This is a genomic window from Streptomyces sp. NPDC005931, from assembly GCF_042871235.1.
Lineage (GTDB): Bacteria > Actinomycetota > Actinomycetes > Streptomycetales > Streptomycetaceae > Streptomyces.
This window is the reverse complement of record NZ_JBIAIG010000001.1, coordinates 112,770-138,135: the sequence shown is the minus strand read 5'-3', so window position 1 is coordinate 138,135 and position 25,366 is coordinate 112,770. Positions and strand designations below refer to the sequence as shown.

Sequence of the window (25,366 nt, the reverse complement as noted above, 5' to 3'; positions counted from 1 at the left end):
CAAAAGCCTAATGGTCGCCGAAGCGGACTCGTCCGCCCCGTTCACTCCGTGGCGGGCCGAGGGCCGCGGGCAACGCGTCGGAGCCGGCCGCGGAGGAATCGGTTCCGGCGTCCGGCGCGCCCAGCCCCACCGCCGCGCGCACCCTCTGGCGGACCTCCAGGAACCGGCCGAGCGGATCGTCCGCGTCCCGGTCCCAGGGGAAGGAGGTGGCGTACGGGCCGGTCAGGCGCAGCTGTTCCAGGGCGTCCGGCCAGCGTTCCAGACGGACCAGGACGTAGGCGAGCAGGTTGCGCAGCTCGGCCGGCCAGGAGTGGCCCGCGGGCAGCCGGGCGGAGAGTGCCACCGCGCGGTCGGCCGCCGCCTCGAGCCGTTCCCGCGGCACCTCGGGACCGCAGCCGTCGGTGAGGTAGGCGAAGGCCGCCCACAGCGGCAGCCCCTGGGTGAGCGAGCCGTCCGGCGCGTCCTGCGCGGCCCGGTCGGCGAAGTCGAGGCACTCGTGGTGCGCACCGTGCCACGAGGCGGCCAGGTACCGCAGCGCCGCCGCATGGCAGCCGTAGTGGTGCGGGGCCCGTCGCACCGCCGCCTCCCACAGCTCCTGGAAGTAGCGGTGCCCGGCGCGGGCCCCGCGGGCGTGGTCCAGGGCGAGCCGCCAGGGCACCGGGTCGCGGTCGTCGGCCCGCGCGGCGGCCGTGATCGACGGGCTGACCTCGCGCAGCAGTTCAAGCCGGGCGGGAGAGCGCCAGGCGCGGTCCACCGCCAGCTGCGCCTCCACCAGCAGCCCGTCGGGGTCGTGCGGATCGAGGGCGCGCCAGTCGCGCAGCCACTCGGGACGCGAGCGGGCGAAGGCGGCCAGGTGCCGCACATACCGGTCGCGGTGCTCCCAGGCACCCTCGCGGCGGGTGCCGGCCAGCAGCCCGGCGGCGGGCCGGTGGTCGCCGGCCGCGGCCCCGACCAGCGCCGGACCCAGCCGTTCGTCGGGTGCGTCGAGCAGCACCTCGTCGTCCGTGGGCAGCACGACGACGACGGCGGGCGGTGGGGCGCCCGTCCTTCCTCGCCCCCGGGTGCGGGTGAAAGCGTGCAGCAGAGCCATGGTGTCGACCATTGAAAGACCGCAGGTCACAGTGGCGCCAGAGGTCCGGGGGAAGTTGTGGAAGGTTGTACCGCGCACAGTCAAGGCCGGGTAAAAATGCGGCGCCGCAGCGCCGCACGGCGCGCCCGCCGCGGCCCGGTTCCGCCTAGTGGCGCCGCAGCGTCCGCGTCGCCCCCGCCGCGACCGTCGTCGCCAGGATCCAGCCGAGCAGGACGAACGCCGCGGACAGCCACTGCCAGCCGCCGCGCAGCTGCCAGAAGCCCACCTGGCCCAGGTCGATCACCGGCAGCAGCAGGTCCAGGGTGAACAGCGAGGGGTTCCACGCCGGATGCTCCCCGTCCTTGAGCGGCGGATGGTGCGCCTGCGCGAAGGCCAGCGACCCGCCCGCCCACAGCAGCGCCATCCACACCGCGGCCCGGCCGGGCCGGTAGCCGTAGGCCACCGTCCAGTCCTGCGCGTACCCCCACAGCTTGGCGGCGAGCGGGAGGCTCTCGCGGCGGCGTCGCTGCTTGGCGAGCAGCACCTCGCGGGCGTCCTCGTCCTCACCGCCCGCGCGCAGCACGGCGGCCAGCCGCTCGTACGGCTCCGGGTTGTACTCGGCGGTCGCCGCGGCCACCCACCGCAGCCGCTTCTCCAGCGGGAACGGCCCGCGCGGCACCAGGTTCTCGTAGGTGAAGCCGCCCATGTGCAGCCGGCCCGGACCCGGCCAGCTGTCCACCCGGTCCATCAGGTTCACCACCCGCGCGCCCGACAGCACCACCCGGCCGCGCGCCGGACGCTCCCCGAGGAAGCGCAGCTCCGGCGTCTGCACCCGGCGCAGTGACAGCTCCTGGTCGTCGGTGAGGACGAACCGTGCCCCCTCGAAGTCCACCGCGTCCCCGAACCGCCCGTCGTCCAGCCGCACCCCGCCGCGGCACTCGAACCGCTGGATCCGTGTCCCGCGCGCCGGGGTCATCCCGCTGCGCGCCTGTGAACCGATCCCGGCCGGGGTCAGGTACAGCGAGCGCTCGACCGTCAGCTGGGGAGCGTTCAGCGCCAGCCGTGTGAACGGGTTGACCAACCGGGCGCCGCGCAGGCTCAGCGAGACCCCGATGTTCGCGCTGCGCAGGCTCAGCTCGCCGTGCGACTCCAGCATCTCCGCCTGGAGGTCCTGGCCCACGGCCAGACCGTCCCCGGAGATCGAGCGGCCGCTGCGGTCCCGGTGCACGATCGCCTGGTTGAGCAGCAGGTCCGTGCCTATCCGGGCGTCGGTGAGCCGTATGCCGCCGAGGAAGCGGCACCGCGGCAGATGCAGATCGCCCTCGGTGTGCAGCCGGGCCGCCTCCAGACGCGGCACCGAGCAGTCCACCAGCCGCACGGTGGTGAAGCGGGCCTCCGGCAGCAGCACCTCCCGCTCGAAGCGGCACTCCCGCATCTCGACGTAGGGCACCACGGTGCCGCCGGCGAGGTCGAGCGCGCCGCTGATCTGCACACCGACCAGTTTCAGCGAGGACACCCGGCCGGCCAGCGCGGGCGGGCCGTCCAGCAGCAGCCAGCACACCACGCGCGCCCGGACGGTCCGCTCCGGTCCCCACGGATGCCCTCCGTGCGGATCGTCGACGGCCGCGTCGCCGCTGGTGAGGTCGTACACACTGCCGTCACGGAACGCCTGCCACATCCCGGCCTCCGGCGCGGTCAGGTGGTCCGGCGGCTCCCCGCAGCGCGGGTCCGCCCCCTCGGCCACGGCTTCCCCCTCCTCCCCAGATACTCGCTGGTTCATCGCTTCGTACAACCGTTCATGCCCACTGGGTGACCCGTTGAACACAGACAGTGAGAAAAACCTTGCCGACGTGTGCGGGCCGTGACCGGCAGTGGTGCGCGGTCGTGACCGGCAGCGGTGTGCAGCCGTGACCGGCAGCGGTGTGCAGCCGTGGCCGGGGGCGTGCACAGCGGTGGCCGTAGGGCGGTTCGAGGACGGCCGGGTGGGGGCCCGCGGACGTGGCCGGGCGGGTGCGGGCGGCGGGCGGAGGGATCCGTAGGAGGATGCGTATCAGCCATTGGAACGGGCGCACGGGCTTCGGCGCGGGTCTGAGAGAATTGAGCACGTGATCTCCCGAATCGATCTGCGCGGCGACGCCCTTCCCGAGGGCCCCGCCCTGCGCGACCTGCTGCCCCGAGCCGACTTCGACGTTGCGGCCGCCCTGGAGAAGGTGCGTCCCATCTGCGAGGACGTGCATCATCGCGGCGACGCGGCGCTGATCGACTTCGCCGAGCGGTTCGACGGCGTGCGTCTGGAATCCGTCCGGGTCCCGACCGAGGCGCTCACCGACGCCCTGGACCGGCTCGAGCCGGCCGTGCGCGCCGCCCTGGAGGAGTCCATCCGCCGCGCCCGGCTCGTCCACCGCGCGCAGCGCCGTTCCACCCACACCACCCAGGTCGTGCCCGGCGGCACGGTCACCGAGAAGTGGGTGCCGGTCGATCGCGTCGGCCTCTACGCGCCCGGCGGCCGGTCCGTGTACCCGTCCTCCGTGATCATGAACGCGGTGCCCGCCCAGGAGGCCGGCGTCCCGTCCGTCGCGCTCGCCTCCCCGGCCCAGGCCGAGTTCGGCGGGCTGCCGCACCCCACGATCCTCGCCGCGTGCGCGTTGCTCGGCGTGGACGAGGTGTACGCGGCCGGCGGCGCCACCGCGGTCGCGATGTTCGCGTACGGCACCGAGTCCTGCCCGCCCGCGAACATGGTCACCGGCCCCGGCAACATCTGGGTCGCCGCCGCCAAGCGCTACTTCACCGGCCGCATCGGCATCGACGCCGAGGCCGGCCCCACCGAGATCGCGATCCTCGCCGACTCCACGGCCGACCCGGCGCACGTCGCCGCCGACCTGATCAGCCAGGCCGAGCACGACCCGCTGGCTGCTTCCGTGCTGGTCACCGACTCCACCGATCTCGCGGACGCGGTCGACAAGGAGCTGGAGCCCCAGGTCAGGGCCAGCAAGCACATCGACGACCGGATCGTCCCCGCGCTGTCCGGCCGGCAGTCCGCCATCGTGCTGGTCGACGGCATCGAGGAGGGCCTCAGGGTGGTCGACGCGTACGGCGCCGAGCACCTGGAGATCCAGACCGCCGACGCCGCCGCCGTCGCCGACCGGGTGCGCAACGCGGGCGCGGTCTTCGTCGGCCCCTGGGCCCCTGTCTCGCTCGGCGACTACGCGGCCGGCTCCAACCACGTCCTGCCCACCGGCGGCTGCGCCTGCCACTCCTCGGGCCTGTCCGTCCAGTCCTTCCTGCGCGGCATCCACATCGTCGACTACACCGAGGACGCGCTGGCCGAGGTCGCGCACCACGTGGTGACGCTGGCGGAGGCGGAGGACCTGCCCGCGCACGGCGCGGCGATCAAGGCCAGGTTCGGCTGGAAGGTACCGACGAGCAAGTGAACTTCGGAATCGACGATCTGCCCGTACGGGACGAGCTGCGCGGCAAGTCCCCCTACGGCGCGCCCCAGCTGGACGTGCCCGTACGGCTCAACACCAACGAGAACCCCTACCCGCTGCCCGAACCGCTGGTCGAGCGGATCACCGAGCGGGTCCGCGAGGCGGCCCGGAACCTCAACCGCTACCCGGACCGGGACGCCGTCGAGCTGCGCACCCGACTCGCCGAGTACCTGACCGACACCACCGGCTACCGGGTGGGCCTCGCCAACGTGTGGGCGGCCAACGGCTCCAACGAGGTCATTCAGCAACTGCTCCAGACCTTCGGCGGTCCCGGCCGCACGGCGATCGGCTTCGAGCCGTCGTACTCGATGCACGGCCTGATCGCCCGCGGCACCGGCACCGGATGGATCTCCGGACCCCGCGGCGAGGACTTCACCATCGACCTCCCCGCCGCAGAGCGGGCCCTCGCCGAGCACCGTCCGGACGTCGTCTTCGTCACCACCCCCAACAACCCCACCGGCAACGCGGTCCCGGCCGAGACGGTCGTCGCCCTGTACGAGGCGGCGCAGGCGGCCAAGCCGTCGATGGTGGTCGTGGACGAGGCGTACATCGAGTTCAGCCACCGCGGCTCGCTGCTGCCGCTGCTCGAAGGACGCCCCCACCTGGTGGTCTCCCGCACCATGTCGAAGGCGTTCGGCGCGGCCGGGCTCCGCCTCGGCTACCTCGCCGCGCATCCCGCGGTCGTGGACGCCGTGCAGCTCGTCCGGCTGCCGTACCACCTGTCGGCGGTCACCCAGGCGACCGCGCTGGCCGCGCTCGAACACACGAGTGTCCTTCTGAAGTACGTCGAGCAGCTCAAGGCGGAGCGGGACCGGCTGGTCGCCGAACTGCGCGCCATCGGCTACGCGGTGACCGAGTCCGACGCGAACTTCGTCCAGTTCGGCAGGTTCGAGGACTCCCACGAGGCGTGGCGCAGGATCCTCGACCGGGGCGTCCTGGTCCGGGACAACGGCGTACCGGGATGGCTGCGGGTCACGGCCGGTACACCGGAGGAGAACGACGCGTTCCTCGACGCGGTCCGCCAGTTGAAGAAGGAGCAGAACACATGAGCCGCGTTGGGCGCGTGGAGCGCACCACCAAGGAGACCTCGGTCCTCGTCGAGATCGATCTCGACGGCACCGGGAAGACCGACATCGCCACGGGCGTCGGCTTCTACGACCACATGCTCGACCAGCTCGGCCGGCACGGTCTGTTTGACCTGACCGTGAAGACCGAGGGCGACCTGCACATCGACTCCCACCACACCATCGAGGACACCGCCCTCGCGCTCGGCGCCGCCTTCCGGCAGGCCCTCGGCGACAAGGTGGGCATCTACCGCTTCGGCAACTGCACGGTCCCGCTGGACGAGTCCCTCGCCCAGGTCACCGTCGACCTGTCCGGCCGCCCCTACCTCGTGCACACCGAGCCCGAGAAGATGGCGCCGATGATCGGCGAGTACGACACCACCATGACCCGGCACATCCTGGAGTCCTTCGTCGCCCAGGCGCAGATCGCGCTCCACGTGCACGTGCCCTACGGGCGCAACGCGCACCACATCGTGGAGTGCCAGTTCAAGGCCCTCGCCCGAGCCCTGCGCTACGCCTCCGAGCGGGACCCGCGCGCCGCCGGCATCCTGCCCTCCACCAAGGGCGCGCTGTGAACGGGCTGTCCACGGTCCTGATCGTGGTCGGCCTGTTCCTCGTCGGCGGGGTGATCTCGTTCGTCAAGCAGCAGATGCCCAAGAGCCTCGTCGTGCTGCTCTCGATCGGCGCCGCGATGTGTCTCGTCGCGGGCGCCCTCAGGCTGGAGGTGTGAGATGAGCACCACCAAGAAGGTCGTGGTCTTCGACTACGGCTTCGGCAACGTCCGCTCCGCCGAGCGCGCCCTCGCGCGTGCCGGCGCCGACGTCGAGATCACCCGTGACTTCGGCACCGCCATGAACGCCGACGGGCTGCTGGTGCCCGGCGTCGGCGCCTTCGCCGCCTGCATGAAGGGCCTGAGGGAGGCGCGCGGCGACTGGATCATCGACCGCCGGCTGTCCGGCGGCCGGCCGGTGATGGGCATCTGCGTCGGCATGCAGATCCTGTTCGCGCGCGGCATCGAGCACGGCGTGGAGACCGAGGGCTTGGACGAGTGGCCCGGCTCGGTCGAGCCGCTCCAGGCCGACATCGTGCCCCACATGGGCTGGAACACCGTCGACGTCCCGGCCGGCTCCGAGCTGTTCGCCGGTCTGGAACCCGACGCCCGGTTCTACTTCGTGCACTCCTACGCCGTCCACGACTGGACGCTGGAGGTGCACAACCCGGCGATGACCGCGCCCAGGGTCACGTGGTCCACGCACGGCAAGCCGTTCGTCGCCGCCGTGGAGAACGGCGCCCTGTGGGCCACGCAGTTCCACCCCGAGAAGTCCGGCGACGCCGGAGCCCAGCTGCTGACCAACTGGATCGGAACCCTCTGATGGCCTCGAAGCTCGAACTCCTCCCCGCCGTCGACGTCCGCGACGGCCAGGCGGTCCGCCTGGTGCACGGCGAGTCCGGCACGGAGACCTCCTACGGCTCCCCGCTGGAGGCCGCCCTCGCCTGGCAGCGCTCCGGCGCCGAGTGGCTGCACCTGGTCGACCTGGACGCCGCGTTCGGCACCGGCGACAACCGCGAGCTGATCGCCCAGGTGACCGCGGCGATGGACATCAAGGTGGAGCTGTCCGGTGGCATCCGCGACGACGACACCCTCGCCGCCGCCCTCGCCACCGGCTGCACCCGCGTCAACCTCGGCACGGCCGCCCTGGAGACCCCCGAGTGGGTCGCCGAGGTCATCGCCGAGCACGGCGACAAGATCGCCGTCGGCCTCGACGTGCGCGGCACCACCCTGCGCGGCCGGGGATGGACCCGGGACGGCGGCGACCTCTACGAGACGCTGGAGCGCCTCGACAAGGAGGGCTGCGCCCGCTACGTCGTCACCGACATCGCCAAGGACGGCACGCTCCAGGGCCCGAACCTGGAACTGCTGAAGAACGTCTGCGCCGCGACCGACCGCCCGGTGGTGGCCTCGGGCGGCGTGTCGTCGCTGGACGACCTGCGGGCCATCGCGGACCTCGTCCCGCTCGGTGTCGAAGGGGCGATCGTCGGGAAGGCCCTGTACGCGAAGGCGTTCACACTCGAAGAGGCCCTGGAGGCTGTGTCCCGATGACATCCGAAGCCGTACGGCGCGTGCAGAGCGGAAGTCCCTGGGAGGAGTCCTTCGGCTCCGCGCGTGCCGTGGCGGCGGGCGACCGCGTCCTGGTGGGAGGCACGACCGCGTTCCGAGGAGACGTGCTCTACGGCGAGGGCGACCCGTACGAGCAGGCCAAGGTGGCCTTCACCACCGCACTGGAGGCCATCGGCGAGTTCGGGCTCGGCGTGGAGTCCGTGATCCGCACCCGCGTCCACCTCGCCCACGTACGGGACGTCGACGCGGCCGGCCGCGCCCACAAGGAGCTGTTCGACTCGGTGCGCCCGGTCACGACCTTCCTGGTGGTGGAGGGGTTCGTCGACTCGCGCGTGCTGGTCTCAGTGGAACTCGAAGCATTCAGAGGAGCCGTGGATTCATGACCCTGGCGGTCCGAGTCATCCCCTGCCTGGACGTGGACAACGGCCGGGTCGTCAAGGGCGTCAACTTCCAGAACCTGCGCGACGCGGGCGACCCCGTCGAGATGGCCAAGGTGTACGACGCCGAGGGCGCCGACGAGCTGACGTTCCTGGACATCACCGCTTCGTCGGGCGACCGCGAGACGACCTACGACGTGGTGCGCCGCACCGCCGAGCAGGTGTTCATCCCGCTCACGGTGGGCGGCGGCGTCCGCACCGCCGAGGACGTGGACCGGCTGCTGCGGGCGGGCGCCGACAAGGTCGGCGTCAACACGGCCGCGATCGCCCGCCCCGACCTCATCCGCGAGATCGCCGAGCGCTTCGGCCGCCAGGTCCTGGTCCTGTCGGTGGACGCGCGGCGCACCGCCTCCGGCTCCTTCGAGGTCACCACGCACGGCGGCCGCAAGGGCACCGGCATCGACGCCGTGGAGTGGGCCCACCGGGCCGCCGAACTGGGCGCCGGCGAGATCCTGCTCAACTCGATGGACGCCGACGGCACCAAGGACGGCTACGACCTGGAGATGATCACCGCCGTCCGCAAGCACGTCACCGTCCCGGTCATCGCCTCCGGCGGCGCTGGGAGGCTGTCCGACTTCCCGCCCGCGGTCGCCGCCGGCGCGGACGCGGTCCTGGCGGCCTCGGTCTTCCACTTCGGCGACCTGCGCATCGGTGAGGTCAAGCAAACCCTGCGCGAAGCGGGCCACCCGGTCCGCTGACCTCCGCTTCTCCCGAAGCCCCGACCGCCCCACGGCGGCCGGGGCTTCCTGCCGTCCGGACGCGCGGTCGAGTCGCGCAAAAACAATTGCGCAACTTTTCTTTCCTATCTAGCGTCCAGGGTCATGACAGGCAAGGAGAGAGACCGCAGGATCAGTGACCTGGGCACCCTCAAGGCCCTCGCCCATCCGCTGCGGATGCGGCTCTACCGGGGGCTGACCGTGGCCCGCGTCGCCACCGCCTCGCAGCTCGCCGAGCAGGTGGACGAGGCCGTGTCGCTGGTCAGCTACCACCTGCGCAAGCTGGCCGAGCACGGGCTGATCGAGGAGGCCGAAGCTCAGAGCGCGGACGGCCGGGAACGCTGGTGGCAGCCGGCCTCGGACGGGGTGAGCATCCACGACGAGGACTTCCGGGACGCACCGGAGAAGGCCGCGGCCCACTCGGCGGCCACCCGGCTGCTCTTCGCACAGCGCGTCGACATGTACCGCCGCTACCTGGACGAACGGGCCCGCTGGGCGCCCGAGTGGCAGCGAGCCGCCGAGTCCTCCGAGTCCGCGATCCGGCTCACCGCCGAAGAACTCGCCCGGCTCAACGCCGAGATGCTCGACCTGCTGCGCCGGTACCAGGAAGCGGGCCGGGCCGCCGACGCGGCCGGTGACACCGAGGGCCGCGAAAACGTCGCGGTGCACACCTACAGCTTCCCGTTCCGCGTCTGAGGGGAACCGCATGCCCGCGATCACCGCACGGCCGGTCCCTCCGGCCGGCTTACCCGCCCACCGCGACCCGAACGTCCTGCGCTGGGCCGGCGCGTACACCTCCTCGGCGATCGGCGACAACGTCTACTACCTCGCCCTGTCCTGGGCCGCCGTTCAGGTGGGCACGCCCGCCCAGGCGGGAGTGGTCACGGCGGTCAGCGCGGTGCCCCGCGCGCTGCTGATGCTCGGCGGCGGAGTGGTGGCCGACCGGTACGGACCGCGCCGCGTCGTCCTCGGCGGCAGCGCGGTGCGCTGTGCGCTGGTGATCACCGCGGCCGGACTGCTCCTCACGGCCGGCCCGGGGCTGTGGGCGCTGGGCGCCGTGGCGGTGCTGTTCGGGATCGTCGACGCCGTCTTCCTTCCCGCAGCCGGAGCGCTGCCCGCCCGGATCACCGGCCCGGACCAGCTCGCCCGCGTCCAGGGGATACGCGGCCTCGCGACCCGCCTCGCCCTGGTGCTCGGCGGGCCGGTCGGCGGCCTCGCCATCACCGTCGGCGGCACGGCGGGGGCGTTCGGGCTCTGCGCCGTCCTGATCGGGGTGTCCCTGCCCCTGCTGCGGGCCGTACGAGCCGCCCCGCCGTCCCCGGACGACAGCAGGACGCGGGAACCGGTCCTCGCCCAACTGCGGGACGGGCTGCGGCACATCGGCCGGGACCCCGTGCTGTGCCCGCTCGTCGTCGGTGCGGCCCTCGTCGACCTGGGCTTCGTCGGTCCCATGAACCTCGGACTGACCCTGCTCGCCCAGGAGCGCGGCTGGGGCTCGACCGGGCTGGGCTGGGTGCTCGCCGGGTTCGGCGTGGGTGCTGCGGGCGCGGCCCTGTTGCTCACCCTCCGGGGCCGGGTGCCCCGGGCCGGGCTCGTCCTGGCCCTGGCGGAGCTCGCCGGGTGCCTGGCCCTCGGCGTGCTCGCCCAGCTGCCGTCCCTCGTGGTGGCCGTGTGTGTGGCCCTCGGCGTCGGCCTGGCGACCGGCCTCGGTGGTGCGCTCGGTGCCGCCCTGCTGCAGACGCACGCGGGCCCCGCCTACGTGGGACGCGTCACCTCGGTGTCCACGCTGGTGGGCTTCGGCGTCGCCCCGCTCACCTTCCCGCTGGTGGGCGCGGCGGCCGAGCGATGGGGCACCGGGCCGGTCTTCGCTGGGTGCGCCGCCCTCTGTGCCACGGGCGCGCTGATCGCCCTGTGCTCCGGTGCGGTCCGGCGGGCCGAACTGCCGCGCCGGTGAAGCCCTGAGCCTCACGGCGCCGGCCGGACGCGCCGGAACGGTCAGATGCCGAGCTGTTTGGCCTCGTGGAGCCTGGTGATCGCGTCCTTGTCGCCCTCCAGGTCGACCCGGGCAGCACTCTGGCGGCCGTAGGTGAACAGGACCAGCTCCGACGGCTCGCCGGTGACCGTGACCACCGGGGTGCCGCGGCGGGCGACCACCGTGCGGCCGTCGGGGCGGCGCAGGACCAGGCCGGTGGGGACGCCGCGGCCCATCAGACGGGCGGTGCGCTCCAGGCGGGACCAGAGGGCGTCCTGGAACACCGGGTCCAGCTCGCGCGGTGCCCAGTCCGGCTGGGCGCGGCGGACGTCCTCCGTGTGGACGTAGAACTCGACGATGTTGGACAGCTCGTCCACCTGCTTGAGGGAGAACGGCGAGAAGCGTGGCGGGCCGGTACGGATCAGCTGGATCAGCTCCTCGTACGGCTTCGCGGTGAACTCCGCCATCACCCGCTCCAGGCGCGGCGCGAGCTGCTTGACGAGTATCCCGCCGGCGGCGTCGGGACGCCGCTCGCGCACCACCACGTGCGCGGCGAGGTCCCGGGTGAGCCAGCCCTCGCACAGGGTCGGCGCCTCGGGCCCCGCGGTCTCCAACAGATCGGCCAGAAGAAGTCGTTCACGCTTGGCATGGGTCGACATGCCAGCCAGCCTACGGCCGTGCACCCGGTCCGCCCAGTGGACGTGGCCCGGACCGCACCCCGCCGCGCGGCACAATGGTGGGCATGACCAGCACCTCCCGGCCCAGTGGCCTCGACCCGGAGATCGCCGCGCGGCTCAAGCGCAGTCCCGACGGCCTCCTGCCCGCCATCGCCCAGCAGTACGACACCGGAGAGGTGCTGATGCTGGGCTGGATGGACGACGAGGCCCTGCACCGCACGCTGACCACCGGCCGCTGCACCTACTGGTCGCGCAGCCGCCGGGAGTACTGGGTCAAGGGCGACACCTCCGGGCACGTCCAGCGGGTGCGGTCCGTCGCCCTCGACTGCGACGCCGACACCGTGCTGGTCAAGGTCGACCAGGTCGGCGCCGCCTGCCACACCGGCGCCCGGACCTGCTTCGACGCCGACGTGCTGCTCAAGGACGACGGCGGCGCCGATTCCGGCGCGCCCGCCGCGGATCAGTAGGGTCTGCCGCCATGGACCTCGAGACCTTCCGCAAGCTCGCCTCCGACCGCCGCGTCATCCCGGTCACGCGCAAGCTGCTCGCCGACGGCGACACGCCCGTCGCCCTCTACCGCAAGCTCGCCGCCGAGCGCCCCGGCACCTTCCTGCTGGAATCCGCCGAGAACGGACGCTCCTGGTCCCGCTACTCCTTCGTCGGCGTCCGCAGCGCCGCCACCCTCACCGAGCGCGACGGCCGGGCCCACTGGCAGGGCACCCCGCCCGTGGGCGTCCCAACCGACGGCGACCCGCTCACCGCGCTGCGTGCGACCCTGGAGACGCTGCACACCCCCCGCGACCTCACCCACGACCTGGGCCTGCCGCCGTTCACCGGCGGCATGGTCGGCTACCTCGGCTACGACATCGTGCGCCGCCTGGAGAAGATCGGCCCCGGCGAGCGGGACGATCTGCGGCTGCCCGAGCTGACCATGCTCCTCACCAGCGACCTCGCCGTCATGGACCACTGGGAGGGCGCCGTCTGGCTGATCGCCAACGCGATCAACCACAACGACCTGGAGACCGGCGTCGACGAGGCCTACGCCGACGCCGTGGCCCGCCTCGACGCGATGGAGGCCGACCTCGCCCGCCCGGTGGCCCAGCCCCCGGCCGTCCTGCCGCCCTCCGAGCTGCCCGACTACAGCGCGCTGTGGGGCGGCCCCGACTTCCGGGCGGCCGTCGAGGACATCAAGGAGCGCATCCGGGCCGGGGAGGCCTTCCAGGTGGTCCCCTCCCAGCGCTTCGAGACCCCCTGCACGGCGAGCGCCCTCGACGTCTACCGGGTCCTGCGCGCCACGAATCCGTCCCCGTACATGTACCTGTTCCGGTTCCCCCACGGGGAGGACGGAGCCTTCGACGTCGTCGGATCGTCCCCCGAGGCCCTGGTGAAGGTCGAGGACGGGCGGGCCATGCTCCACCCCATCGCCGGCACCCGGCACCGCGGCGCCACCCCGCGGGAGGACCAGGCCCTCGCCGAGGACCTGCTCGCCGACCCCAAGGAACGCGCCGAGCACCTGATGCTCGTCGACCTGGGCCGCAACGACCTGGGACGGGTCTGCGAACCCGGCTCGGTCGAGGTCGTCGACTTCATGTCCGTCGAGCGCTACTCGCACGTCATGCACATCGTCTCGACGGTCACCGGGCGGGTCGCCCCCGGGCGCACCGCCTTCGACGTGCTCACCGCCTGCTTCCCGGCCGGCACCCTCTCCGGCGCGCCCAAGCCCCGCGCCATGCAGATCATCGACGAACTCGAACCGTCCCGCCGCGGCCTGTACGGCGGCTGCGTCGGCTACCTGGACTTCGCGGGCGACTCCGACACCGCCATCGCCATCCGCACCGCCCTGCTGCGCGACGGCACCGCGTACGTGCAGGCCGGCGCGGGGATCGTCGCCGACTCCGACCCGGTCGCCGAGGACATCGAGTGCCGCAACAAGGCGGCCGCGGTGCTGCGCGCCGTCCACACGGCGAACCGGCTGGGACAGGGCTGAGACGAACCCCGGGTGACGGTTCGCCCGGGGTTCAGGCGATAGTGGACTACGTGACTGCCGTACCTCACCCCCGCTCCGAAGCCGCCGGCCCAGGCCGGGCAGGCCGCCTCAGCCTCGCCGCCGCACTGCTGTGCGGCGCCCTGGGCGCGGCCGTGGCCCTGCTCGCGACCCGGCAGCAGTGGTCCGAGGGCACCGCGACGGTGGCCGGCGGGGCCTTCCCGCTGACCGCCAAGGGCAGCGACGTCACCGGTGTGCCCGCAGCGCTGGCCGTGGTCGGCCTGGCCGCGCTCGTCGCCGTCTTCGCCGTCCGCCGCGCCGGCCGGCTCGCCGTGGCCGTGCTGCTCGCCCTGTCCGGCGCGGGCACCGTCACGGCGGCGCTGCTCGGCGCGTCCGACAGCTCCGCGCTCGACGAGAAGGCCGCCGCGGTGTCCGGCGACACCTCCGCCTCCGTGGACGCCCTCACCCACACCGCCTGGCCCTACGTCGCGGCCGTGGGCGGCCTGCTGCTCCTGCTGGCCGGACTGCTCGCCCTGCGGTACGGCCGGCTGTGGCCCGCCATGTCCGGCCGCTACGAGCGGGGCGGCGCGCCCCGGCCGCGCCGCGCGGCCGCGCCCGTCGACCCCGACCGGCCCGAGGACCTGTGGAAGGCCCTCGACCGCGGCGAGGACCCGACGGGAGCGTGAGCCCGGGTGTGGTGCCCGGGGCCGAGGTGCCGTGAGCCCGGGTGCCCCGGTCCCGGTTCCGTGAGCCCGGGTGGTGCCCCCGGGTCCCGGTTCCGTGAGCCCGTTGCCGCGCGCGGGGCTCGGCGGACCCCGGCCCGGTGCCGACCTGCAAGGACGCGGGAACCGGCCCGTCCGCGGTCGAGGACGGCGGGCGAGAGCGGCGGGCGGGACGGGCATCGGACGGCCCGCCTCCGGCGCGCGGGGGAGCACCCCCGGTCACGGCGTCCGCACGCGTGCGGGACAATGAGCCCGAGCGTCCTGCTCAGACACGCACACAGCAACGAGGAGCAAGCAATGGCGGGCAGCAGCCACGGTCACACCCCGGCCGCCTGGACCGGTGTCACTATCGCCTTCATCGGTTTCTGCGTCGCGGGCGCGTTCATGGTGATGGACCAGCCGGTGGGCTTCTGGGCCGGCATGGCGATCGTGCTCCTCGGCGGCGTCGTCGGTGCGATCATGCGCGCGATGGGCATGGGCCAGCCGAAGACCGCCCACCCCGTGCACCAGGTCACCGGCGACCGCGAGCCGGCCGGCGCCGAGGGCTGAGCCGCGGAGCACCCCGGACAGGGGCGGCCGGCACACACCGAGGGTGCCGGAACCGCCCCTGACGCGCTTACGGACGCACGGGCGCGCCCCCGGCGTGCGGCCGGGTCAGAATGCACAGCGTGAACTCCGTCAGCCCCAGCACGGCGCGCGGCCGGGCCGCCCGCCTCGCCCTCCCCGCCGGGACCCTCGCGGCCGTCGCCGGGGCCTTCGCCTACGTGGGGACCGTCGACCCCAACCAGCCCGGCCACTACCCCGCCTGCCCGCTGCTGCGCCTCACCGGCCTCTACTGCCCCGGCTGCGGCGGACTGCGCAGCGCCCACGCCGTCGTCCACGGCGACCTCCTGGCGGCGCTCCAGGCCAACGCCCCGGCCGTGCTCGGCTACGCCGCCTTCGCCGTGCTGTGGACCGTATGGGTGGTCCGCGCGGTGCGCGGCGGGCCGCTGCGGATCGACCCCTCACCGCTGCTGCTGTGGTCGCTGGGAGCGTTGCTGCTGGTCTTCACCGTTGTCCGGAACCTGCCGTTCGGCGGGTGGCTGCACCCGTGATCAACCCGTGAACGTCCAGGTAGTGGGACCGGCGTCAACCGGATGCGGGGCCTGCGCCCCGCTGCGGATACCATCGCAGTGACCATCGGTTCCGCCCGACCACCGCCCGCCGCGGGCGCCCGCGGCGGGACCGGACCCACCGAAGACCGACCGTTTGGAAGGGGGCCGCTCGCGTGAGTGTGCTCGACGAGATCATCGACGGAGTCCGTGCCGACCTCGCGGAGCGGCAGGCGCGCGTCAGCCTCGACGAGCTCAAGCAGCGGGCGGCGAAGGCACCCGCGGCCAAGGACGGCGTGGCCGCCCTGCGCGGCGACGGCGTCAAGGTCATCTGCGAGGTCAAGCGCTCCAGCCCGTCCAAGGGCGCGCTCGCCGCGATCGCCGACCCGGCCGGACTCGCCGCCGACTACGAGGCGGGGGGCGCCGCCGTCATCTCCGTCCTCACCGAACAGCGCCGCTTCGGCGGCTCGCTGGCCGACCTCGAGGCGGTCCGCGCCCGCGTGGACGTCCCCGTGCTGCGCAAGGACTTCATCGTCACCTCCTACCAGCTCTGGGAGGCCCGGGCCTACGGTGCCGACCTGGCGCTGCTGATCGTCGCCGCCCTGGACCAGGCGGCCCTGGAGTCGCTGATCGAGCGCGCCGAGTCCATCGGGCTCACCCCGCTCGTCGAGGTGCACGACGAGGACGAGGTCGAGCGCGCCGTGGACGCCGGCGCCAAGGTCATCGGGGTCAACGCGCGCAACCTCAAGACCCTCGAGGTCGACCGCGGCACCTTCGAGCGGGTGGCCCCCGAGATCCCCGCGCACTGCGTCAAGGTCGCCGAGTCCGGCATCCGTGGCCCCCACGACCTGATCGCCTACGCCAACGCCGGCGCGGACGCCGTGCTGGTCGGCGAATCGCTGGTCACCGGCCGCGACCCCAGGACGGCCGTCTCGGACCTGGTGGCGGCCGGCGAACACCCGGCACTCCGCCACGGCCGGGGCTGACCTCCCGCTAGGCTGGGCACGATGACGCTCCCGATCACCACGACGGCGCAGGACCGCTACGCCCGCCTCGCGCGCGGCTGCCGGCCCCGTGGCTGCCGTGCGCCCGCCCGCCGGGTCCACGGCCGCCGTGTGCGCTACGTCATCGGTGACGAGCCCGGCCAGGTCAACGGCCGTCGATGGCAGCGCCCCTCGTAGGGGCGCGGGGAACTGCGCGACGGGCCGACAGCGGCCCGCAGCCCACCGACCGTCTCCGCCCCCACGGCGATCAGTGTTCTTCCACGCACGCACTCACCGTGAGGCTCAAGCATGCCCAGCCACTTCTTCATCCCTGACCCGGAGGGGCAGGTCCCCACCGCCGAGGGCTACTTCGGCGCCTTCGGGGGCAAGTTCATCCCGGAGGCCCTGGTCGCGGCCGTCGACCAGGTCGCCGTCGAGTACGACAAGGCCAAGCACGACCCCGACTTCGCCCGGGAACTCGACGACCTGCTGGTCAACTACACCGGCCGCCCCTCGGCGCTCACCGAGGTTCCCCGGTTCGCCGCCGAGGCGGGTGGCGCCCGGGTGTTCCTCAAGCGCGAGGACCTCAACCACACCGGCTCCCACAAGATCAACAACGTGCTCGGGCAGGCCCTGCTCACCAAGCGCATGGGCAAGACCCGGGTCATCGCCGAAACCGGCGCCGGCCAGCACGGCGTCGCCACCGCCACCGCCTGCGCCCTCTTCGGCCTCGACTGCACCATCTACATGGGCGAGATCGACACCCGGCGCCAGGCCCTCAACGTCGCCCGCATGCGCATGCTGGGCGCCGAGGTCGTCTCCGTGAAGTCCGGCAGCCGCACCCTCAAGGACGCCATCAACGAGGCGTTCCGCGACTGGGTCGCCAACGTCGACCACACCCACTACCTGTTCGGCACCGTCGCCGGCCCGCACCCCTTCCCGGCCATGGTGCGCGACTTCCACCGCGTGATCGGCGTCGAGGCCCGCCGCCAGCTCCTCGAGCGTGCCGGGCGGCTCCCGGACGCCGCGATCGCCTGCGTCGGCGGCGGCTCCAACGCCATCGGCCTGTTCCACGCCTTCATCCCCGACGAGGGCGTCCGCCTCATCGGCTGCGAGCCCGCCGGACACGGCGTCGAGACCGGCGAGCACGCGGCCACCCTCACCGCGGGCGAGCCCGGCATCCTGCACGGCTCGCGCTCCTACGTCCTCCAGGACGACGAGGGCCAGATCACCGAGCCCTACTCCATCTCGGCCGGCCTGGACTACCCCGGCATCGGACCGGAGCACTCCTACCTCAAGGACTCCGGCCGCGGCGAGTACCGCGCGGTCACCGACGACGCCGCCATGCAGGCCCTGCGGCTGCTGTCGCGCACCGAGGGCATCATCCCGGCCATCGAGAGCGCCCACGCCCTGGCCGGGGCCCTGGAGGTCGGCAGGGAACTCGGCAGGGACGGGCTGATCGTCGTCAACCTGTCCGGCCGCGGCGACAAGGACATGGACACCGCCGCCCGCTACTTCGGGCTGTACGACACCGACGCCGAGGTGGCCGCCGACGCGGACGCCGACGCCGCCGAGATCGAGGGGGACGCCAAGTGAGCGGGAACATCCAGCTGTTGACGGACACCCTCGCCGCCGCCAGGGCGGAGGGACGCTCCGCGCTCATCGCCTACCTCCCGGCCGGGTTCCCGACCGTGGACGGCGGCATCGACGCGGTCAAGGCCGTCTTCGACGGCGGAGCCGACGTCGTCGAGGTGGGCCTGCCGCACAGCGACCCCGTCCTCGACGGCCCCGTCATCCAGACCGCCGACGACATCGCCCTGCGCGGCGGGGTCAGGATCGCCGACGTCATGCGGACCGTGCGGGAAGCCTTCGAGGCCACCGGGAAGCCGGTCCTCGTCATGACGTACTGGAACCCCATCGACCGCTACGGCGTCGAGCGGTTCACCGCCGAGCTGGCCGAGGCGGGCGGCGCGGGCTGCATCCTGCCCGACCTGCCCGTGCAGGAGTCGGCGCTGTGGAGGGAGCACGCGGAGAAGCACGGTCTGGCGACCGTCTTCGTGGTGGCGCCCAGCAGCAGGGACGAGCGGCTCGCGCGGATCACCGCGGCGGGCAGCGGCTTCGTCTACGCCGCCTCGCTCATGGGCGTCACCGGCACCCGTGAGTCGGTCGGCGCCCAGGCCCATGACCTCGTGGAGCGCACCCGGGCCACCGGCACCGACCTGCCCGTCTGCGTCGGCCTCGGAGTGTCCGACGCCGCCCAGGCCGCCGAGGTCGCCGGCTTCGCGGACGGCGTGATCGTGGGCTCCGCCTTCGTCAAGAGGATGCTGGACGCCCCCGACCACGGCGCCGCCCTCGAGGCCGTCCGCGCGCTGGCGGGCGAGCTCGCGGCGGGGGTGCGCGGACAGGCGTGACCGCCGGACAACGGCGGCCAGTCGTACGGGTCCCTCGTAAGGGTGGACCTGGGACCGGGGAGGCGCGCTGCGCCTCCCCGGTTCGTTCTGCGGGGTGTGAGCGAGAAGAACCGTGAGGGAAAGCGCACCGCCCGGGAGCGGCTGGCGGTCGAGCGCGAGAAGCAGAGGTCCGCGGAGAAGCGACGCCGCACCCTGATCGTGGGCGCGAGCGTGGTCTGTGTCCTGGGGCTCGCGGCGGTGGTCGGTGTGGTCGCCGCCAACGCCGGCAAGGACGACGGGAGCGAGTCGAAGGGCCCCGTTGTGGCGCCCTCCGGGGCGCTCGGCAAGGACGGCACCGCCGTCCCGGTCGGCAAGGAGAGTGCCAAGGCCACGCTCACCGTCTGGGAGGACTTCCGCTGCCCGGCCTGCAAGGCCTTCGAGCAGGCGTACAGCCCGACCGTCCACGAGCTGACCGAAGCCGGACAGCTGAAGGTGGAGTACCACCTGGTCACCCTCATCGACGGCGGCATGGGCGGCACCGGCTCCCTCAACTCGGCCAACGCAGCAGCCTGCGCCCAGGACGCCGGCAGGTTCCCCGCCTATCACGACGTGCTGTTCGAGAACCAGCCGCCGGAGAGCGACGACGCCTTCGCCGACAAGGCCCGGCTCATCGAGCTGGCCGGCAAGGTCGACGGCCTCGACACGCCCGCCTTCCGCGCCTGCGTCGAGGACGGCAAGCACAACGCCTGGGTGGCCAAGGCGCACGAGGCCTTCCGCAAGGGCGGCTTCACGGGCACGCCGACGGTCCTGTTCGACGGCCGGAACATCTACCAGGACCAGTCGATGACCCCGGCGAAGCTCAAGCAGATGGTCCAGGACGCGAACAAGGAATGACGCGCGGGCGGGGGGCCGCCCCGTCCCCGTTATGGACCCGTAGCCGGGCTGCCTGCCGTGGGGGTGGCCCGGCACGGTAGCGTCGACCCTGCCATGGAACTTGCCTACATTCCCAGCCCGTCGAGCGGGGTGCTGTACCTCGGCCCCATTCCGCTGCGCGGCTACGCGTTCTGCATCATCATCGGGGTCTTCGTCGCCGTCTGGCTCGGCAACAAGCGCTGGATCGCCCGGGGCGGACGGGCCGGCACGGTGGCCGACATCGCTGTCTGGGCCGTGCCCTTCGGCCTGGTCGGCGGCAGGCTCTACCACGTGATCACGGATTACGAGCTGTACTTCAGCGAGGGCCGTGACTGGGTGGACGCCTTCAAGATCTGGGAGGGCGGCCTCGGCATCTGGGGCGCGATCGCGCTCGGCGCGCTGGGCGCCTGGATCGGCTGCCGTCGCCGGGGCATCCCGCTGCCCGCCTACGCCGACGCCGTCGCGCCGGGCATCGCCTTCGCGCAGGCGATCGGCCGCTGGGGCAACTGGTTCAACCAGGAGCTGTACGGCCGCTCCACCGATCTGCCGTGGGCGGTGGAGATCACCTCCTCAGCGGACGGACGGATCCCGGGCACGTACCACCCGGCGTTCCTGTACGAGTCGCTGTGGTGCGTCGCGGTCGCGCTGCTCGTGATCTGGGCCGACCGCCGCTTCCGGCTGGGGCACGGGCGGGCGTTCGCGCTGTACGTGGCCGCGTACTGCGTCGGCCGGTTCTGGATCGAGTACATGCGGGTCGACGAGGCCCACCACATCCTGGGCCTGCGGCTGAACAACTGGACCTCCGTCCTCGTCTTCCTGCTCGCGGTGGCGTACATCGTGCTGTCGGCGAGGAAGCGCCCAGGGCGCGAGGACGTCGTGGAGCCGGCCGCCGGCGGTGACGCCGAGGGCGCCGCGAAGGACGAGAACGACGCGGCGGACGAGAACGACGCGAACGACGCGAACGACGAGCAGGACGCGCACGAGGAGCACGACGAGAAGAACCAGGAGGACTCCCCGGACGTGAAGGCCGCGCGGGACTCCAAGGACGGGGCAGGGTCCGCCAAGAAGAGCTGACCCGCCCGCCGTACGCAGCGGGGGCGCCCGGGATGCCCGGGCGCCCTCGGCCTGTTCCGGGGGGAGCGGAGGGGCAGGGAGTCAGCCCCTGCGGACCAGGGCCAGTGTGCGCCGGGCCGCCGTCACCACCGCGGCGTCGACGAAGCTGCCGTCGGGCAGGGCCTGGGCGCCCCGGTGCGTGGCCGCTGCCTTGAGGATCGTCTCCGCCTGTTCGATCTCCCGCTGCGTCGGGAGGTAGGCCCGCTCGATCACCGGGAGCTGGCGGGGGTGGATCGCCGCACGGCCCAGGAAGCCCAGGGCACGGCCGTGGGCGCAGGAGGCGGTGAGGCCGTCCAGGTCCCGGATGTCGGGGTGGACGGACTGGGCGGGCGGGGCCAGTCCCGCCGCCCGCGCCGCCAGGACCACCCGGGAGCGGGGCCAGACGAGCCCGGCGTCGTCGCACAGCCCCAGATCCGCCCGCAGGTCCGCCTCGCCGAGGGCGATGCCCCGCAGGGAGGGGTGGGCGGTGGCCACGGCGTAGGCCCGTTCGACCCCGAGGGCCGTCTCCAGCAGGGCGTACAGGGGGAGGGTCCCGCCATGGGCGGACACGGCACGCCGCGCGACACGGACGACGTCGGCCGGGGCGCAGACCTTGGGCAGCCGCAGGCCGGACAGGCCGGGCGCCGCGGCGACGGCGGCCAGGTCCGCCTCGCCCCAGGGGCCGGAGAGGGCGTTGACGCGGACGTGGACCGGCACCGGCTGCGGGTCCCGCAGCAACTCGGCAGTGGCCGCGCGGGCGTACGCCTTGCGGTCCGGGGCCACCGCGTCCTCCAGGTCGACCACCACCACGTCGGCCCCGGCGGCCAGGGCCTTGGCCACCGCCCGCGGTCGGTCGCCCGGGGCGTACAGCCAGGTCAGGGGGAAGCCCCTCACAGGGCGCCCTCCGCCCGCAGCGCGCCGAGGTCGGCCGGGGTCAGGCCCAGCTCGGTCAGCACCTCGTCGGTGTCCGCGCCGTGCGGCCGGCCCGCCCAGCGGATCGCGCCGGGGGTGCGGGAGAGCCGGAAGAGGACGTTCTGCATGCGCAGCGGGCCCAGCTCGGGGTCGTCGACGGTGGTGATCGTGCCGAGGGCCCGGTACTGCGGGTCCGCCATCACGTCCCGCACGTCCTGGACGGGGGCGACGGCCGCCTCCGCCTTCTCGAACGCCGCCAGCACCTCGGTGCGGGTGCGTGCGGCGATCCAGCCGCCAACCGCCTCGTCGAGGAGGTCGGCGTGCCGGGCCCGGCCGGCGCCGGTGGCGAACCACGGCTCGTCGATGAGGTCGGGGCGCCCCACCAGGTGCATCACGCGCTCGGCGACCGACTGGGCCGAGGTGGAGACCGCGACCCAGGTGCCGTCGGCGGTGAGGTAGGTGCCGCGCGGGGCGTTGTTCTGGGAGCGGTTGCCGGTGCGGGGCTGGACGTGGCCGAGCTGGTCGTACCAGGTCGGCTGGGGGCCGAGGGCGGTCAGGATCGGCTCGATCAGGGCCATGTCGACGACCTGTCCCTCGCCGGTGCGGTCGCGGCCGGCGAGCGCGGTGAGGGTCGCGTACGCGGTGGTCAGTCCGGCGATGGAGTCGGCCAGGCCGAACGGCGGCAGGGTGGGCGGCGCGTCCGGCTCGCCGGTGATCGCGGCGAAGCCGCTCATCGCCTCGGCGAGGGTGCCGAAGCCCGGGCGGTGCGCGTAGGGGCCGAACTGTCCGAAGCCGGTGACCCGGACCAGCACCAGGCGGGGATTGACGGCGGACAGCTCCGGCCAGCCCAGCTCCCATTTCTCCAGGGTGCCGGGGCGGAAGTTCTCGATGATCACGTCGGCGGTCGCGGCCAGGCGCAGCAGGGTCGCGCGCCCGCCGGGCCGGGACAGGTCCAGGGTGATGGTGCGCTTGTTCCGGCCGAGCACCTTCCACCACAGGCCCACGCCGTCCTTGGACGGGCCGTGGCCGCGGGAGGGGTCCGGCTTCCTGGGGTGCTCGACCTTGACGACCTCCGCGCCGAAGTCGCCGAGCAGGGTGGCGGCGAGCGGACCGGCGAAGAGGGTGGCGAGGTCGAGGACGCGCAGACCGGCCAGCGGAGGGGTGGCGGGGGAGGAGGAGGCGGCGGTCGGATCGGGCCGGGTCATGGGCGGGAGGCCTCCTGGTGGGTGAGCCGGGCCAGGGTGTCGAAGCCGACGCCGTTGAAGTCGCCGACGGAGGTGGCCAGCCGGTTCTTCAGCGGTGCCGTCCAGCGGTCGGGGAGCGCCGCGGGTGAGCCGGCGAGCAGACCGGCGATGCCGCCCGCGGTCGCCCCGTTGGAGTCGGTGTCCCAGCCCCCGGACACCGCACGGCAGAGGGAGCCGGTGAAGTCGCCGTCGGCGTGGGTGAGCGCGGCGGCGATCAGCGCGGTGTTGGGTACGGCGTGCACCCAGTGCAGGTCCGCGTGCACGGCGTGGAGTTCGTCGACGACCGCGGTGAAGTCGTTGTGGACGCGGGCGAGTTCGAGGGCGTGGCGGACGGCCGTGGCGAGGCGGGAGCGCGGCGGGACGACCGTGAGGCCGGTGCGCAGGCAGGCGTGGACGTCGTGGTCACCGGTCGTCGCGGTGGCGATGACGGCGGCCGTGAACATCGCCGCGTAGACGCCGTTGGCGGTGTGGCTGAGCGTGGCGTCGCGGTGGGCCTGCCCGGCCGCGGCGGCGGGGTCGCCGGGGTTGGTCCAGCCGTGCAGGTCGGCGCGGATCAGCGCGCCGATCCACTCGCGGAAGGGGTTGCGGTGGCGGGCGGTGTGCGGGGGCTCGAGACCGCGGAGCAGGTTGCGGTAGGCGACGCGTTCGGCGGTGAAGGTGCGACCGGCCGGGAGTTCGTCCAGCCAGACGCGGGCCAGGTCGGTGGTGGTGAAGTCCCGGCCGTACCGCTGGAGCAGGAGCAGACCGAGGAGGGGGTGGTCGAGGTCGTCGTCCTCGGGCATGCCGTCGATGTTCTCGACGAGCGAGGTGGCCGCGGAGCGGCGGTTCCAGGGGTGGCGGGCCAGCAGCTCACCGGGGACTCCGCGGGCGGTGAAGTACGTGGTCAGGGGCCAGTTGCCGGAGGCCCGGGCGAGTGCGCGGATGCCGTCCAGGGGGAGCTTCTCGACCGGCTTGCCCAGCAGACAGCCGACGGCCCGCCCGAGCCAGGCCGCTTCGAGGCGTTCCGGGCCGGGAGGGAGCGGGGGAGCGGCGGGCCCGGACGGCCAGCCGGGGCACAGGGCCCGGATCCGCGCCAGATCGGTCGGCTCGTCGTCCGCGAGGCCGCTGGGCAGGTCGGCCAGTTCGTCCAGCAGGTCCTCGGCCAGCATCCGCAGGTAGCGGGAGGCCGGACGCGGTGAGGCGCCCGCCCGCAGCGGGGCCTCGGGGCCGCCGGCCGCGCGCCAGCGGGCCGCGACGGCCGAGGGCTCCCGGCCGTCCTGGGCGGCCTGGCGCAGCTCATGGCCGATCAGATCCTCCGGCTGGACCCAGGTCAGTCGGAGCATCCGGGGCCTCCCAGCTCCGCGAACGCCCGCTCGTGGGCGCGGCGGCGCCGTACGTCGCGGGCGAAGATCTCGCGGGCCACCTCGGTGAGCGTGGCCGCCGGTGCCCACAGGTCGAGACGGCTGGCCTCCGCGACCGTCTTCGCCCAGTCGTCCGGCACGGGTGAGCCCAGCGCACCGGTCAGCGCGCCCGCCATCGTGGCGATGGAGTCGCAGTCGCGGCCGTAGTTCACCGCGCCCAGCACCGCGTGCCGGAAGTCGCCGCGGGCCACCACCACCATGCCCAGGGCCACGGGGAGCTCCTCGATGGAGTGCAGCCGGGACGGGCGGCGGGCGCCGAGGGAGGGGGCGCGGTAGTCGGGGCCCACGGTGTCGTAGGGGGCCACCGCCTCCCGCAGCGGGCGCAGCGCCGACTCGAAGTCCGTGTGCCGGGACGCCTCCTCGCAGACCCGCTCGATGGCCGCGCGGGTGCCGTCCTTCGCCAGCGACAGGCAGGCGGAGACGACCGAGTCCGGGCTCGCCCCCGGCGCGCACGCCGCCGCTACGGCGGCCGCGAGCACACCGGCCGCCTCCCTGCCGTACGACGACTGGTGGGCGCCCGCGACGTCGAGCGCCTCGGCGTAGGCGGCGGGCGGATGGGCCGCGTTGACCAGTCCGACGGGGGCCGTGTACATCGCCGCGCCGCAGTTGACGATGTTGCCGGTGCCTGCCTCACGCGGGTCGACGTGGCCGTAGTGCAGGCGGGCCACCAGCCACTTCTCCGCGAGGAAGATCCGTTGCAGGGGCAGTGCCTCCGCCTCCAGCTCCGGGATCCACCGCGGGTTGGTCATCAGGTCCGGGACCAGGTGGTCGGCGACGGAGTAGGCGTCCAGGTGGTCCCGGACGCGTCCGTACACCCGGACCAGCGCGTGCGTCATCAACGTGTCGTCGGTGACGTGGCCGTCGCCCTTGTGGTACGGGGCGACGGGGCGGGCGGTGCGCCAGGCGTCTCCGTGCCAGGGGCCGACGATGCCGTGCACCCGGCCTCCGTGGCGTTCGACGATCTGCTCGGGGGAGTACCCCTCGACCGGCCCGCCGAGGGCGTCGCCGACCGCGGCGCCGACCAGCGCTCCGGTGATCCGCTCCGCCAGGGGGAGCCCCCGTTCCCCGTTTTGCTGCTCTTTGCGCGTCATGCC

General features: G+C 73.6%; 28 protein-coding genes. 21 read left to right on the top strand and 7 right to left on the bottom strand.

Annotated features, from left to right (window positions below; genetic code table 11):
- Nucleotides 1-7: 7 nt before the first annotated feature.
- On the bottom strand, nucleotides 8-1,102 hold the full coding sequence (locus ACFYOV_RS00620; protein ID WP_389080980.1) for a hypothetical protein: 1,095 nt from the start codon (nucleotides 1,100-1,102) through the stop codon (nucleotides 8-10).
- A 133-nt stretch (nucleotides 1,103-1,235) separates the two neighbouring features.
- On the bottom strand, nucleotides 1,236-2,813 hold the full coding sequence (locus ACFYOV_RS00615) for an oxidoreductase (protein ID WP_389080977.1): 1,578 nt from the start codon (nucleotides 2,811-2,813) through the stop codon (nucleotides 1,236-1,238).
- Between the two features lie 361 nt (nucleotides 2,814-3,174).
- Here ACFYOV_RS00615 and hisD point away from each other — a divergent pair, with 361 nt between their 5' ends.
- From hisD to ACFYOV_RS00565, 10 genes are all read left to right on the top strand, one after another.
- A complete protein-coding gene (gene hisD, locus ACFYOV_RS00610) occupies nucleotides 3,175-4,500 on the top strand; it encodes a histidinol dehydrogenase (RefSeq protein WP_389080975.1) in 1,326 nt (441 codons plus the stop codon).
- Entirely contained in the window at nucleotides 4,497-5,606 is a 1,110-nt protein-coding gene (locus ACFYOV_RS00605; RefSeq protein WP_389080972.1) for a histidinol-phosphate transaminase, read from the top strand. The genes hisD and ACFYOV_RS00605 overlap by 4 nt, the downstream gene beginning before the upstream one ends.
- Nucleotides 5,603-6,196 (top strand): imidazoleglycerol-phosphate dehydratase HisB, encoded by a 594-nt coding sequence (hisB, locus tag ACFYOV_RS00600; RefSeq protein ID WP_389080970.1) that lies wholly within the window; start codon nucleotides 5,603-5,605, stop codon nucleotides 6,194-6,196. The genes ACFYOV_RS00605 and hisB overlap by 4 nt, the downstream gene beginning before the upstream one ends.
- The gene (locus ACFYOV_RS00595) at nucleotides 6,193-6,351 is read left to right on the top strand and encodes a hypothetical protein (protein WP_389080967.1); all 159 of its coding nucleotides are present in this window, start codon (nucleotides 6,193-6,195) and stop codon (nucleotides 6,349-6,351) included. Before hisB ends, ACFYOV_RS00595 begins: the two co-directional genes overlap by 4 nt.
- Nucleotide 6,352: 1 nt before the next feature.
- Entirely contained in the window at nucleotides 6,353-6,994 is a 642-nt protein-coding gene (hisH, locus tag ACFYOV_RS00590) for an imidazole glycerol phosphate synthase subunit HisH (RefSeq protein ID WP_389080965.1), read from the top strand.
- Nucleotides 6,994-7,722 carry a bifunctional 1-(5-phosphoribosyl)-5-((5-phosphoribosylamino)methylideneamino)imidazole-4-carboxamide isomerase/phosphoribosylanthranilate isomerase PriA gene (gene priA / locus ACFYOV_RS00585; protein ID WP_389080963.1) on the top strand — a complete coding sequence of 243 codons (729 nt, stop codon included), beginning with the start codon at nucleotides 6,994-6,996 and terminating at the stop codon, nucleotides 7,720-7,722. Before hisH ends, priA begins: the two co-directional genes overlap by 1 nt.
- Nucleotides 7,719-8,123: a Rid family hydrolase gene (locus ACFYOV_RS00580; protein ID WP_389080961.1), complete on the top strand. Its 405-nt coding sequence runs from the start codon at nucleotides 7,719-7,721 to the stop codon at nucleotides 8,121-8,123. The genes priA and ACFYOV_RS00580 overlap by 4 nt, the downstream gene beginning before the upstream one ends.
- Complete coding sequence (gene hisF, locus ACFYOV_RS00575; RefSeq protein WP_389080959.1) at nucleotides 8,120-8,875, top strand: imidazole glycerol phosphate synthase subunit HisF; 756 nt, start codon at nucleotides 8,120-8,122, stop codon at nucleotides 8,873-8,875. The genes ACFYOV_RS00580 and hisF overlap by 4 nt, the downstream gene beginning before the upstream one ends.
- A gap of 123 nt (nucleotides 8,876-8,998) precedes the next feature.
- Nucleotides 8,999-9,589, top strand: a complete 591-nt coding sequence (locus ACFYOV_RS00570; RefSeq protein ID WP_389080956.1) for an ArsR/SmtB family transcription factor — start codon at nucleotides 8,999-9,001, stop codon at nucleotides 9,587-9,589.
- A gap of 10 nt (nucleotides 9,590-9,599) precedes the next feature.
- Nucleotides 9,600-10,847: an MFS transporter gene (locus ACFYOV_RS00565; RefSeq protein ID WP_389080954.1), complete on the top strand. Its 1,248-nt coding sequence runs from the start codon at nucleotides 9,600-9,602 to the stop codon at nucleotides 10,845-10,847.
- A gap of 41 nt (nucleotides 10,848-10,888) precedes the next feature.
- Here the strand turns inward: ACFYOV_RS00565 and ACFYOV_RS00560 are convergent, their stop codons facing one another.
- Complete coding sequence (locus ACFYOV_RS00560; RefSeq protein ID WP_389080951.1) at nucleotides 10,889-11,524, bottom strand: TIGR03085 family metal-binding protein; 636 nt, start codon at nucleotides 11,522-11,524, stop codon at nucleotides 10,889-10,891.
- Between the two features lie 83 nt (nucleotides 11,525-11,607).
- Here ACFYOV_RS00560 and hisI point away from each other — a divergent pair, with 83 nt between their 5' ends.
- The 11 genes from hisI (at nucleotide 11,608) to lgt (ending at nucleotide 20,698) form a co-directional block, all read left to right on the top strand.
- The gene (hisI, locus tag ACFYOV_RS00555) at nucleotides 11,608-12,009 is read left to right on the top strand and encodes a phosphoribosyl-AMP cyclohydrolase (protein ID WP_389080949.1); all 402 of its coding nucleotides are present in this window, start codon (nucleotides 11,608-11,610) and stop codon (nucleotides 12,007-12,009) included.
- An 11-nt stretch (nucleotides 12,010-12,020) separates the two neighbouring features.
- The gene (locus ACFYOV_RS00550) at nucleotides 12,021-13,529 is read left to right on the top strand and encodes an anthranilate synthase component I (protein WP_389080947.1); all 1,509 of its coding nucleotides are present in this window, start codon (nucleotides 12,021-12,023) and stop codon (nucleotides 13,527-13,529) included.
- 41 nt (nucleotides 13,530-13,570) lie between these two features.
- Nucleotides 13,571-14,212: a TIGR02234 family membrane protein gene (locus ACFYOV_RS00545; RefSeq protein ID WP_389080944.1), complete on the top strand. Its 642-nt coding sequence runs from the start codon at nucleotides 13,571-13,573 to the stop codon at nucleotides 14,210-14,212.
- Between the two features lie 333 nt (nucleotides 14,213-14,545).
- The gene (locus ACFYOV_RS00540) at nucleotides 14,546-14,797 is read left to right on the top strand and encodes an HGxxPAAW family protein (RefSeq protein ID WP_389080942.1); all 252 of its coding nucleotides are present in this window, start codon (nucleotides 14,546-14,548) and stop codon (nucleotides 14,795-14,797) included.
- A 110-nt stretch (nucleotides 14,798-14,907) separates the two neighbouring features.
- Nucleotides 14,908-15,342: a DUF2752 domain-containing protein gene (locus ACFYOV_RS00535; protein WP_389080939.1), complete on the top strand. Its 435-nt coding sequence runs from the start codon at nucleotides 14,908-14,910 to the stop codon at nucleotides 15,340-15,342.
- Between the two features lie 173 nt (nucleotides 15,343-15,515).
- A complete protein-coding gene (gene trpC, locus ACFYOV_RS00530) occupies nucleotides 15,516-16,325 on the top strand; it encodes an indole-3-glycerol phosphate synthase TrpC (RefSeq protein WP_389080937.1) in 810 nt (269 codons plus the stop codon).
- Between the two features lie 21 nt (nucleotides 16,326-16,346).
- The gene (gene trpM, locus ACFYOV_RS00525; RefSeq protein ID WP_389080934.1) at nucleotides 16,347-16,520 is read left to right on the top strand and encodes a tryptophan biosynthesis modulator TrpM; all 174 of its coding nucleotides are present in this window, start codon (nucleotides 16,347-16,349) and stop codon (nucleotides 16,518-16,520) included.
- Between the two features lie 111 nt (nucleotides 16,521-16,631).
- Nucleotides 16,632-17,918 (top strand): tryptophan synthase subunit beta, encoded by a 1,287-nt coding sequence (trpB, locus tag ACFYOV_RS00520; RefSeq protein WP_389080932.1) that lies wholly within the window; start codon nucleotides 16,632-16,634, stop codon nucleotides 17,916-17,918.
- The gene (gene trpA / locus ACFYOV_RS00515; protein ID WP_389080930.1) at nucleotides 17,915-18,733 is read left to right on the top strand and encodes a tryptophan synthase subunit alpha; all 819 of its coding nucleotides are present in this window, start codon (nucleotides 17,915-17,917) and stop codon (nucleotides 18,731-18,733) included. The genes trpB and trpA overlap by 4 nt, the downstream gene beginning before the upstream one ends.
- A gap of 96 nt (nucleotides 18,734-18,829) precedes the next feature.
- Entirely contained in the window at nucleotides 18,830-19,606 is a 777-nt protein-coding gene (locus tag ACFYOV_RS00510; protein WP_389080926.1) for a DsbA family protein, read from the top strand.
- Nucleotides 19,607-19,699: 93 nt separating this feature from the next.
- Nucleotides 19,700-20,698: a prolipoprotein diacylglyceryl transferase gene (gene lgt / locus ACFYOV_RS00505; RefSeq protein WP_389080924.1), complete on the top strand. Its 999-nt coding sequence runs from the start codon at nucleotides 19,700-19,702 to the stop codon at nucleotides 20,696-20,698.
- 81 nt (nucleotides 20,699-20,779) lie between these two features.
- On the opposite strand, the gene ACFYOV_RS00500 is transcribed toward lgt, so the two are convergent.
- Genes ACFYOV_RS00500 through ACFYOV_RS00485 form a run of 4 tightly spaced genes read right to left on the bottom strand, consistent with a single transcriptional unit; the run spans nucleotide 20,780 to nucleotide 25,363 of the window.
- Nucleotides 20,780-21,610, bottom strand: a complete 831-nt coding sequence (locus ACFYOV_RS00500) for an HpcH/HpaI aldolase/citrate lyase family protein (protein WP_389080922.1) — start codon at nucleotides 21,608-21,610, stop codon at nucleotides 20,780-20,782.
- Complete coding sequence (locus tag ACFYOV_RS00495; protein ID WP_389080919.1) at nucleotides 21,607-22,833, bottom strand: CaiB/BaiF CoA transferase family protein; 1,227 nt, start codon at nucleotides 22,831-22,833, stop codon at nucleotides 21,607-21,609. Before ACFYOV_RS00495 ends, ACFYOV_RS00500 begins: the two co-directional genes overlap by 4 nt.
- Nucleotides 22,830-24,194 carry an ADP-ribosylglycohydrolase family protein gene (locus tag ACFYOV_RS00490; RefSeq protein ID WP_389080916.1) on the bottom strand — a complete coding sequence of 455 codons (1,365 nt, stop codon included), beginning with the start codon at nucleotides 24,192-24,194 and terminating at the stop codon, nucleotides 22,830-22,832. The genes ACFYOV_RS00495 and ACFYOV_RS00490 overlap by 4 nt, the downstream gene beginning before the upstream one ends.
- Entirely contained in the window at nucleotides 24,182-25,363 is a 1,182-nt protein-coding gene (locus ACFYOV_RS00485) for an ADP-ribosylglycohydrolase family protein (RefSeq protein ID WP_389080914.1), read from the bottom strand. The genes ACFYOV_RS00490 and ACFYOV_RS00485 overlap by 13 nt, the downstream gene beginning before the upstream one ends.
- Nucleotides 25,364-25,366 lie beyond the last annotated feature (3 nt).

Excerpts from the sequence above, each read along its gene's own strand:
- lgt (WP_389080924.1), top strand. The coding sequence starts at position 19,700 with ATGGAACTTGCCTACATTCCCAGCCCGTCGAGCGGGGTGCTGTACCTC.
- ACFYOV_RS00620 (WP_389080980.1), bottom strand. The coding sequence starts at position 1,102 with ATGGTCGACACCATGGCTCTGCTGCACGCTTTCACCCGCACCCGGGGG.
- hisH (WP_389080965.1), top strand. The coding sequence starts at position 6,353 with ATGAGCACCACCAAGAAGGTCGTGGTCTTCGACTACGGCTTCGGCAAC.
- ACFYOV_RS00570 (WP_389080956.1), top strand. The coding sequence starts at position 8,999 with ATGACAGGCAAGGAGAGAGACCGCAGGATCAGTGACCTGGGCACCCTC.
- trpM (WP_389080934.1), top strand. The coding sequence starts at position 16,347 with ATGACGCTCCCGATCACCACGACGGCGCAGGACCGCTACGCCCGCCTC.
- ACFYOV_RS00565 (WP_389080954.1), top strand. The coding sequence starts at position 9,600 with ATGCCCGCGATCACCGCACGGCCGGTCCCTCCGGCCGGCTTACCCGCC.
- ACFYOV_RS00535 (WP_389080939.1), top strand. The coding sequence starts at position 14,908 with ATGCACAGCGTGAACTCCGTCAGCCCCAGCACGGCGCGCGGCCGGGCC.
- ACFYOV_RS00495 (WP_389080919.1), bottom strand. The coding sequence starts at position 22,833 with ATGACCCGGCCCGATCCGACCGCCGCCTCCTCCTCCCCCGCCACCCCT.
- ACFYOV_RS00540 (WP_389080942.1), top strand. The coding sequence starts at position 14,546 with ATGGCGGGCAGCAGCCACGGTCACACCCCGGCCGCCTGGACCGGTGTC.
- hisF (WP_389080959.1), top strand. The coding sequence starts at position 8,120 with ATGACCCTGGCGGTCCGAGTCATCCCCTGCCTGGACGTGGACAACGGC.
- ACFYOV_RS00580 (WP_389080961.1), top strand. The coding sequence starts at position 7,719 with ATGACATCCGAAGCCGTACGGCGCGTGCAGAGCGGAAGTCCCTGGGAG.
- priA (WP_389080963.1), top strand. The coding sequence starts at position 6,994 with ATGGCCTCGAAGCTCGAACTCCTCCCCGCCGTCGACGTCCGCGACGGC.
- hisB (WP_389080970.1), top strand. The coding sequence starts at position 5,603 with ATGAGCCGCGTTGGGCGCGTGGAGCGCACCACCAAGGAGACCTCGGTC.
- ACFYOV_RS00485 (WP_389080914.1), bottom strand. The coding sequence starts at position 25,363 with ATGACGCGCAAAGAGCAGCAAAACGGGGAACGGGGGCTCCCCCTGGCG.
- ACFYOV_RS00560 (WP_389080951.1), bottom strand. The coding sequence starts at position 11,524 with ATGTCGACCCATGCCAAGCGTGAACGACTTCTTCTGGCCGATCTGTTG.
- trpB (WP_389080932.1), top strand. The coding sequence starts at position 16,632 with ATGCCCAGCCACTTCTTCATCCCTGACCCGGAGGGGCAGGTCCCCACC.
- ACFYOV_RS00550 (WP_389080947.1), top strand. The coding sequence starts at position 12,021 with ATGGACCTCGAGACCTTCCGCAAGCTCGCCTCCGACCGCCGCGTCATC.
- ACFYOV_RS00490 (WP_389080916.1), bottom strand. The coding sequence starts at position 24,194 with ATGCTCCGACTGACCTGGGTCCAGCCGGAGGATCTGATCGGCCATGAG.
- hisI (WP_389080949.1), top strand. The coding sequence starts at position 11,608 with ATGACCAGCACCTCCCGGCCCAGTGGCCTCGACCCGGAGATCGCCGCG.